This window comes from Aquibacillus albus (assembly GCF_016908325.1).
In the GTDB taxonomy this organism is placed as follows: Bacteria; Bacillota; Bacilli; order Bacillales; family Amphibacillaceae; genus Aquibacillus_A; species Aquibacillus_A albus.
The window spans coordinates 1-7652 of sequence record NZ_JAFBDR010000046.1; the positions used below are offsets into that span (position 1 = coordinate 1).

The 7652-nt window shown below is 39.5% G+C and carries 7 protein-coding genes, 16 tRNA genes and 1 rRNA gene; 3 read left to right on the plus strand and 21 right to left on the minus strand.

All coding sequences use genetic code 11. The annotated features are described in order from the left end of the window. Nucleotides 1–644: 644 nt before the first annotated feature. From JOC48_RS20900 to JOC48_RS20915, 4 genes are all read right to left on the minus strand, one after another. Nucleotides 645–1775 carry a YeeE/YedE family protein gene (locus JOC48_RS20900; RefSeq protein WP_204502345.1) on the minus strand — a complete coding sequence of 377 codons (1131 nt, stop codon included), beginning with the start codon at nt 1773–1775 and terminating at the stop codon, nt 645–647. Nucleotides 1776–1793: 18 nt separating this feature from the next. Then, nucleotides 1794–2054 (minus strand): sulfurtransferase TusA family protein, encoded by a 261-nt coding sequence (locus JOC48_RS20905; RefSeq protein ID WP_204502346.1) that lies wholly within the window; start codon nt 2052–2054, stop codon nt 1794–1796. Nucleotides 2055–2125: 71 nt separating this feature from the next. Next, on the minus strand, nt 2126–2485 hold the full coding sequence (locus JOC48_RS20910) for a rhodanese-like domain-containing protein (protein WP_204502348.1): 360 nt from the start codon (nt 2483–2485) through the stop codon (nt 2126–2128). A gap of 9 nt (nt 2486–2494) precedes the next feature. Then, nucleotides 2495–3439 (minus strand): sulfurtransferase, encoded by a 945-nt coding sequence (locus tag JOC48_RS20915; RefSeq protein ID WP_204502350.1) that lies wholly within the window; start codon nt 3437–3439, stop codon nt 2495–2497. A gap of 108 nt (nt 3440–3547) precedes the next feature. Here JOC48_RS20915 and JOC48_RS20920 point away from each other — a divergent pair, with 108 nt between their 5' ends. Further along, a complete protein-coding gene (locus tag JOC48_RS20920; protein ID WP_204502352.1) occupies nt 3548–4564 on the plus strand; it encodes a YVTN family beta-propeller repeat protein in 1017 nt (338 codons plus the stop codon). A gap of 172 nt (nt 4565–4736) precedes the next feature. Beyond that, on the plus strand, nt 4737–4877 hold the full coding sequence (locus JOC48_RS20925; RefSeq protein WP_204502354.1) for a hypothetical protein: 141 nt from the start codon (nt 4737–4739) through the stop codon (nt 4875–4877). Between the two features lie 114 nt (nt 4878–4991). Here JOC48_RS20925 and JOC48_RS20930 read toward each other — a convergent pair. From JOC48_RS20930 to JOC48_RS20940, 3 genes are all read right to left on the minus strand, one after another. After that, nucleotides 4992–5063, minus strand: a tRNA-Glu gene (locus JOC48_RS20930). 7 nt (nt 5064–5070) lie between these two features. Then, nucleotides 5071–5161: transfer RNA gene (locus tag JOC48_RS20935), tRNA-Ser, on the minus strand. A gap of 2 nt (nt 5162–5163) precedes the next feature. Further along, nucleotides 5164–5238, minus strand: a tRNA-Asn gene (locus JOC48_RS20940). On the opposite strand from JOC48_RS20940, the gene JOC48_RS20945 reads away from it, so the two are divergent. After that, nucleotides 5234–5566 carry a hypothetical protein gene (locus JOC48_RS20945; RefSeq protein WP_204502357.1) on the plus strand — a complete coding sequence of 111 codons (333 nt, stop codon included), beginning with the start codon at nt 5234–5236 and terminating at the stop codon, nt 5564–5566. The two genes, JOC48_RS20940 and JOC48_RS20945, sit on opposite strands and share 5 nt — an antisense overlap. On the opposite strand, the gene JOC48_RS20950 is transcribed toward JOC48_RS20945, so the two are convergent. The 14 genes from JOC48_RS20950 to rrf all read right to left on the minus strand — a co-directional run bounded on the left by JOC48_RS20950 (nt 5548) and on the right by rrf (nt 7383). Beyond that, nucleotides 5548–5621: transfer RNA gene (locus tag JOC48_RS20950), tRNA-Ile, on the minus strand. The two genes, JOC48_RS20945 and JOC48_RS20950, sit on opposite strands and share 19 nt — an antisense overlap. A gap of 5 nt (nt 5622–5626) precedes the next feature. Continuing rightward, a tRNA-Gly gene (locus JOC48_RS20955) sits at nt 5627–5700 on the minus strand. A 171-nt stretch (nt 5701–5871) separates the two neighbouring features. Further along, nucleotides 5872–5947 (minus strand) — tRNA-His (locus tag JOC48_RS20960). 5 nt (nt 5948–5952) lie between these two features. Continuing rightward, a tRNA-Trp gene (locus JOC48_RS20965) sits at nt 5953–6026 on the minus strand. A gap of 68 nt (nt 6027–6094) precedes the next feature. After that, nucleotides 6095–6170: transfer RNA gene (locus JOC48_RS20970), tRNA-Phe, on the minus strand. Nucleotides 6171–6421: 251 nt separating this feature from the next. Next, a tRNA-Ser gene (locus tag JOC48_RS20975) sits at nt 6422–6514 on the minus strand. A gap of 54 nt (nt 6515–6568) precedes the next feature. Beyond that, nucleotides 6569–6642: transfer RNA gene (locus JOC48_RS20980), tRNA-Met, on the minus strand. A gap of 10 nt (nt 6643–6652) precedes the next feature. Beyond that, nucleotides 6653–6725 (minus strand) — tRNA-Ala (locus JOC48_RS20985). A 16-nt stretch (nt 6726–6741) separates the two neighbouring features. Further along, nucleotides 6742–6818: transfer RNA gene (locus JOC48_RS20990), tRNA-Pro, on the minus strand. A gap of 4 nt (nt 6819–6822) precedes the next feature. Next, a tRNA-Arg gene (locus tag JOC48_RS20995) sits at nt 6823–6899 on the minus strand. 56 nt (nt 6900–6955) lie between these two features. Next, nucleotides 6956–7044, minus strand: a tRNA-Leu gene (locus tag JOC48_RS21000). 19 nt (nt 7045–7063) lie between these two features. Beyond that, nucleotides 7064–7135: transfer RNA gene (locus JOC48_RS21005), tRNA-Gln, on the minus strand. Between the two features lie 38 nt (nt 7136–7173). Next, nucleotides 7174–7259, minus strand: a tRNA-Tyr gene (locus tag JOC48_RS21010). Between the two features lie 8 nt (nt 7260–7267). Next, nucleotides 7268–7383 (minus strand): 5S ribosomal RNA (gene rrf, locus JOC48_RS21015). Nucleotides 7384–7652 lie beyond the last annotated feature (269 nt).

The window sequence follows — 7652 nt, forward strand, 5'->3', positions numbered from 1 at the left end:
CTCTCCGATAAAGTTGAGTTTGCTTACTCAATAACTTGACTAGCATTTCTTTCTTAACATACTGGTTGTTTTGTTCAGTTTTCAAAGATCAAATGAACGGTCGCTCTTTAACGCGACAACAATCATTGTATCATCTTATTTCGTAGAAGTCAATACCTTGTTGCTATTTATTTTGTCACGCGTTTTTTGCTTTTGTTGGCGACATAAATAATCATACCACTAAACTTCGTGGAAGTCAATGACTTTCTTGAATCTTTTATCCATTTGTTTTGACCTCGATGTCGCTTGGTTTAAGAGCGACCAAATAAATATAACACATAATAAAAATGAGAGTCAATGTTTTTTTGAAAACTTCTCCCAAATATCTTTGGTGTTTCTCCGTTTATAAATCTTGCCTTTTAATTTCGCAGAAGTTAATTACAAATATTTACAAAAGTTTAGCACTTACCACTAAAAAAAGCGGGTAAACACCGCCCAATCATTTTTCTGAATTTCTACTTTGGCATATAAGCAGACATTTATCCACAAACAGGCTAGCAGCCCATATCATTGGAATTACTGTAGATTTAAACAAATCTTCATCCTTTCTTACCTATCTAAAAAAACCTGAGCTGATTATCAACTCAGGTTTCTTTTTTAGTTGGCTAGGCACTCTCATCCATGTCAAAATCCATCTTTTGAAACAGTAGCAGGGGCATTTTAAATATATATGCCGTTGCAATAAATACACCTACTACCATTCCGATGATAACAATCAAACTACTGATTGATAATCCTCCTACTCCAGGAATCACGTTCGCAATGTTACACCCTGGTGCCATACGAGAAGCTACCCCCATTAGTAACCCTCCGCCAACCGCATATGGCATTCTTGCTAACTTTGGCTTTCTAAGTCTAAAGCTCTTACTTAATAGCGCTGATACAAACGCACCAACAATCATAAAGATTATCAGCGTTTCCTCTGGTCCTATACCTATTAACGGAAAATCAGCAAACATACCGTTTAAATAGGCGTTTTGATAAATAAAATCATCCCCAAGAACAAAGGATAACAAAACACTTGCAATCCGGGTTTCAGGACCAGTAATACTAATCGAAGACATAACAACGAATTGAATCGTTGCAAGAATCCCTAATAAAACTGCCACTAAACGAATATCCCAATGACTTTTCGTAAAAGGATTTCCTTTTAAATCACTTATTGATTCCTTTATGCCTTGACCTATTCCCTTCCAACCAAATTGACGAACTGCTATAAATAACATGAATCCAACTACTAATACAGGTAATAGTAAAAATGGTAAGTTTAATTGAAATAAACTAAAGCCTTGTTCAGTTAATAATAATGGTTCAAAGAAATAGCTCTCTGCCCACGGATCATAAATAAATGCAAATAAAATATTGCCTATCATCATACAAACAATAACGATCCAAAACTGTATATATCCCATACCAGCACGATACAACGCACCAGATGCGCAACTTCCTGCAATCGTCATTCCAATTCCAAATAATATTCCACCAATAAGATTTGAAAATCCGATTGGCATCGACCAAACTTCCCCTATTGATGCTAAACCTAACGTAAGAACTAGTCCCCATCCAACCATTGCCGTTGCAATTAAAACAAGAACTCCTTTACCAATCCTGCTGTCACGAACACTAATCCAATCACGAATCGATGCTGTGAAGCAAAAGTCTGCTTTTTGCAGTAAAAAGCCGTAGAGAAAACCAAAAATTGCGGCAAGAATAAACATATCTAAGATAAAAAACATGTGAATCCAACCCCGCTTTTACAGCTTTTTCAAGAAGATTTTATACTCACCGTTTTCGGATACAATCCCTAATACTTCGGCAATTTTGTTCATCTTCACAGCTGCTGGTATCGTCTTCGTTGCTATAGAATGATCTGTTACTTCCACAACCACTTCTCCTGGTTTTGCTTTTTTCAATGCCGCTAAAGCTATATTTAATGTGTGTGGACAAACTTCCCCAATTCCATCTACCACATGATCTGGCTCAATTGTTGTTAATTCTTCTTTAGTTAAAGACATGTGTAAATCCTCCTTTTAAAAATAAGTTTTGTTTCAAAGGCATCCAAATGAACGCTTTTAACAAAAATCATTTAATAAAGCTCTTTTATATCATTAATGATATTCTCTTCGCCTACTCGAATTTCTTCATCCCATTCCAGCATACCACCGGCATAGTTTTTGACATTATCTATCCCGTTCATCTTAAAAAATTTTGACGTCTCATGACTACGCCTGCCACTTCTGCAAACTAATACATAGGAGCGATCTTTTTCAAAGTCATCAATAACATCTACAATTTCACTCATTGGGATCAATGGTAATCCTGGAATATGTGCTTCAACATATTCCTCGTGTTCACGAATATCAATGACAATCGATTCATCGTCCTTCAAAGCTTCTTTTAATTCATTCACATCAATTTGAGTAATACCTTCTTTTTCATATGCCATAGCAATCACCTATTTTTCAATTTTTGTCGTAGAGACATTTCCATATTCTGCCCATGACCCTTCATATGGTTTAATAGAATCATAGCCTAATAGTCTAAGTGTGAAATACGTATGAGCACCACGCACATTTGTTTGGCAATACGGAACAATCGTCTTATCTTTCGTTACACCTTTTTCTTCATATAATGCTGTAAGTTCATCAAATGATTTAAACGATGGCACTCCATCTACATCTTCGACAGCTTCACTCCACTCGATGTGAACAGCATTTGGAACATGGCCTCCACGTTCAGCGCGTAAATTTTCTCCAGTATATTCCTCTTCTGATCTGGTATCTAACATAATTACGTTATCGTCATCTAATGAAGCTTCTACAGTTTCTAAATCACAAACTAATTTTTCATTTGCCGTAGCAACAAAATCACCTTTCGTTATTTCAGGCGACTCAGTTGATACATCTTCTCCTGCATTCAACCAAGCTGTAAATCCACCATTAAATATTTTTAAATTTTGATGACCATAGTACTCTAATGCATAAAATAAACGAGCAGCACTTAAGCTTGATCCATCATCATAGATAACAACCGTTTCATCCTGATCTATTCCAATTTCCTGCATTAATGCCGCAAAAGGTTCAGCTGGTAATAGTACCCCATCATATGGACTTTCAGGATCAGCAATCTCAGGCCATGTAATATGAGAAGCTCCTGGAATATGGCCCCCTTCATATCCTTCTCCACGTAAATCTACGAACTGCACGTTTTCATCATCTAAATGATTGGCTACCCACTCCACATCAACTAATAAATTAGCGTTTGGATAAGTAGCTGTTCCTTCATTATCTTCTGTTTCATTTGCATTTGTATTATCTGTTGTTCCTGCTTGGTCTTGAGAACAACTTATTAATAAGATTGATAGTATAATTGCTGTAAAAAATAAACTTAGCTTTTTCAACTTTACTTCCTCCCACAGATGTATTATAGTTTTTGTTGTCCATTCATAATACATTTAATCCTATCGTTTTACAAGGAATTAATTCGATTTTTTCGGAGGTTTTATTATATGTTAAAAATTAGCAATTTGTTTATGATTCTATTTGTATTTATACTGTCAGGCTGTGCTATGATTTCAAAGGAAGAAGCTAAAATGCGAGAAGAAGCAGGCCAATTAACAAAGATACAATTTTATGTTCCAAGTGAAAATGAAAATATCATTAGTATGATTGATATTCGCGAAAGTCAACCAGTGGGAACTATTGACACCGGGGAAAAGCCAACCAATTTGGTATTTGATAGTACCATGCGCACAGCTTATGTTGCAAACCAAAATAGTGGAACTATTGGTATTATAAATACTCAGTCACTAGAACAGGAAAAGGAGATTGAGGTTGGTCCTTTACCGCATGGTTTAGCATTGAGTAACAATAACCAAACACTTTATGTAGCAACAGTTGGAGATCAGTTTGTTGATGTCATCAATACGAATAATCAAGAAGTGGTAAATAAAATTGATCTTGGCGAAAATGCTAGATCAATTTATCCATTGTTATTAGAAAATAAACTCTATATTACAGATCACGAAAATGATAGAGTTTACGTGATTGACACAGATAGTCAATCAGTTATTCATACGATAAAAACTGGTCAAACACCGCGTGTTATTAGATCCAATGCTGAAGGAACAAAAATATATGTAGCAGCAAGTCAGTCAAACCAAATAGAAGTATATAATACCGAAACGTATGAACAACTTTCATCAATTAAAGTAAACGGTAATGCTACAGATCTCGTTATTACAGAAGATGAAAGTACTGCTGTAGTTACTCAATTAGAAAGTAATCAGGTTGAGATAGTAAACTTACAAACCGATGAAGTTATAGAAACAATTCCTGATTTACCCGGTGCCAAACATGTGTCATTTAACCGTAAGGAAACGAAAGCTTATGTAACCTTAAGTGATTCTAATGAAGTAGCAGTTATTGATATGGAAACACATGCAGTAGTTGAAAAAATAAAAGTCGGAGATTCCCCTCATGGAATAGAAATTAAGGCCTTACCTGGAATTGGCGGAAGTTGTTAATAATTTATTATGAGGAAACACTCCCACATTTTTAATGAATCGGGGGTGTTTTCTTTATGAATAAATTCTTATAAAAAGATACTTTTTATCTTACACTTGCACATGAATATAGTCATTGCATAAGCACAGAACTAATTGCACCTTCATAAAATACTTTTAAAGAGGTGTATTTATGAAGGAGCAAGAGGTAATAAAGAAACTGAAGGAAGAAAATGAAAAGCTTAAAACAGAAATATCCATTCTCAAATACAAATTAGAACTTATAGAAGAGCAAAAAGAGACCATTGATTTTATAGCAGAGTGCTACAAATAGAATCTCTATGACTTTTGCGTATTCAAGCGGTTTGTACATTCTCCTTACATTTAATCAAAAAAGCAGCACCTTCTCCATATCGGAAGGTGCTGCTTTTTTTCACTTTAATAGGTATGACCCGTACGGGATTCGAACCCGTGTTACCGCCGTGAAAGGGCGGTGTCTTAACCACTTGACCAACGGGCCAAAGTAATGGCGGAGAAGGAGGGATTTGAACCCTCGCGCCGCTTACACGACCTACACCCTTAGCAGGGGCGCCTCTTCAGCCACTTGAGTACTTCTCCACTGGCTCCACAGGTAGGATTCGAACCTACGACCGATCGGTTAACAGCCGATTGCTCTACCACTGAGCTACTGTGGATCAATCACAAATTGTACTTTTCAATGAGCTTGTCCGTTTGAATTGGATGTGCTCAAAGCGGTTTGCTTTTTCGTTGAAGACTTCGCTTTTCGCAGAACCTGCTGGATGTTTTCTCGATGATGCTTACGGTTCAGCTACTGTGGATCAATCACAAATTGTACTTTTCAATGAGCTTGTCCGTTTGGATTGGATGTGCTCAAAGCGGTTTGCTTTTTCGTTGAAGACTTCGCTTTTCGCAGAACCTGCCGGATGCTTTCTCGATGATGCGTACGGTTCAGCTACTGTGGATCAATATTACTTTATTAATAATGGGCCTGAGTGGACTTGAACCACCGACCTCACGCTTATCAGGCGTGCGCTCTAACCAGCTGAGCTACAGGCCCACAATTGGAGCGGGTGAAGGGAATCGAACCCTCGACATCAGCTTGGAAGGCTGAGGTTTTACCACTAAACTACACCCGCATGGAGTTTTATCTTATTTTTAAATTTTGGCTTACGCTCTTTTCATGTCCCTGCATCTTCTAGCTTATTCAAAGGTGTTCTATGCTTCGGGACAACTCGTAGCTTACTCGGTGGATGTTTTGCTCGTGGCTGAGGTTTTACCACTAAACTACACCCGCATGGAGTTTTATATGGGGCGACTGATGGGAATTGAACCCATGAATGCCGGAACCACAATCCGGTGCGTTAACCCCTTCGCCACAGCCGCCATCTTGGCAGGGGCAGTAGGAATCGAACCCACACTGGAGGTTTTGGAGACCTCTGTTCTACCGTTAAACTATGCCCCTATTAATCATAAGGTAAAAAAACTATAAACTCTATACTAGCGTATTTTACCATCCATTTTTTGTGAAGGTGGTGGCTCGGGACGGAATCGAACCGCCGACACACGGATTTTCAGTCCGTTGCTCTACCAACTGAGCTACCGAGCCGAATTATAATTGAAAACTCATAAGATATCTCGCTCTTTACTTAGTTTCGAAGATCATTCATTGATGTACTGTGCTCGTCGCGTTGCATGCCTATTCACTGAAGTTTAACGCTCCTCGCAAGCCTGTACATTGATGTCATTTTCAATGATGTTAGCGGCTCTCTACCAACTGAGCTACCGAGCCATATTAAAATTGACAACTTATAAGATATTTCGTCTTACTTAGTTTTGGTTCATGTTCGTTTAAATTAATGGCGGAGGAGGAGGGATTCGAACCCCCGCGAGCCGTGAAGCCCCTGGCGGTTTTCAAGACCGCTCCCTTCAGCCAGACTTGGGTACTCCTCCATAATAAATTTTTTTAAAAAAATTAACTGTTAAAAGTAGTAACTCAAACAATAATAGCGGCGGAGGGGATCGAACCCCCGACCTTACGGGTATGAACCGTACGCTCTCGCCAGCTGAGCTACACCGCCAAATTAAGAATGGAGCCTAGCGGGATCGAACCGCTGACCTCCTGCGTGCAAAGCAGGCGCTCTCCCAGCTGAGCTAAGGCCCCATAATTTATATTACAATGGTCGGGAAGACAGGATTTGAACCTGCGACCCCTTGGTCCCAAACCAAGTGCTCTACCAAGCTGAGCTACTTCCCGTTAATGGCGCGCCCGAGAGGAGTCGAACCCCTAACCTTTTGATCCGTAGTCAAACGCTCTATCCAATTGAGCTACGGGCGCTCTAAATATTTATATTTTAAAACAAGGGAAAGTTATTTTGCTTACGCAAAAAACTATGGTGCCGAGGGCCGGACTCGAACCGGCACGATAGTTACCTACCGCAGGATTTTAAGTCCTGTGCGTCTGCCAATTCCGCCACCCCGGCTTGGCATGGTAAATTGTAGCTGGGCTAGCTGGATTCGAACCAGCGCATGACGGTACCAAAAACCGTTGCCTTACCGCTTGGCTATAGCCCAATAATAATATGCTTTTATTTCACTTTAATTTAAGTTAATGGTGGAGGGAGTAGGACTCGAACCTACGAACCCGATGGGAGCGGATTTACAGTCCGCCGCGTTTGGCCAACTTCGCTATCCCTCCATTAGAAAGCCTGGCGACGTCCTACTCTCGCAGGGGCAAAGCCCCAACTACCATTGGCACTGGAGAGCTTAACTTCTGTGTTCGGCATGGGAACAGGTGTGACCTCTCCGCTATTGCCACCAGACATGAAATATTCAGTTTTTTTGTACCTTAAAAACTAGATAAGAAAGGTTACAAGAACATCGAATCGTCTAGCTGCGACTCCCAGGTCCTCGCTGATATAAGCAACTCCTCTTCAAGGCTGAAAAACCACAGCCTTTACGCGGTTTTGCTTATCCAGTCGGACCTAAACGGTCGTCTCCGCTTCCTAAATTTAGTTAAGTCCTCGATCGATTAGTATCCGTCAGCTGCACGTGTCACCACGCTTCCACCTCGGACCTATCAACCTCATCG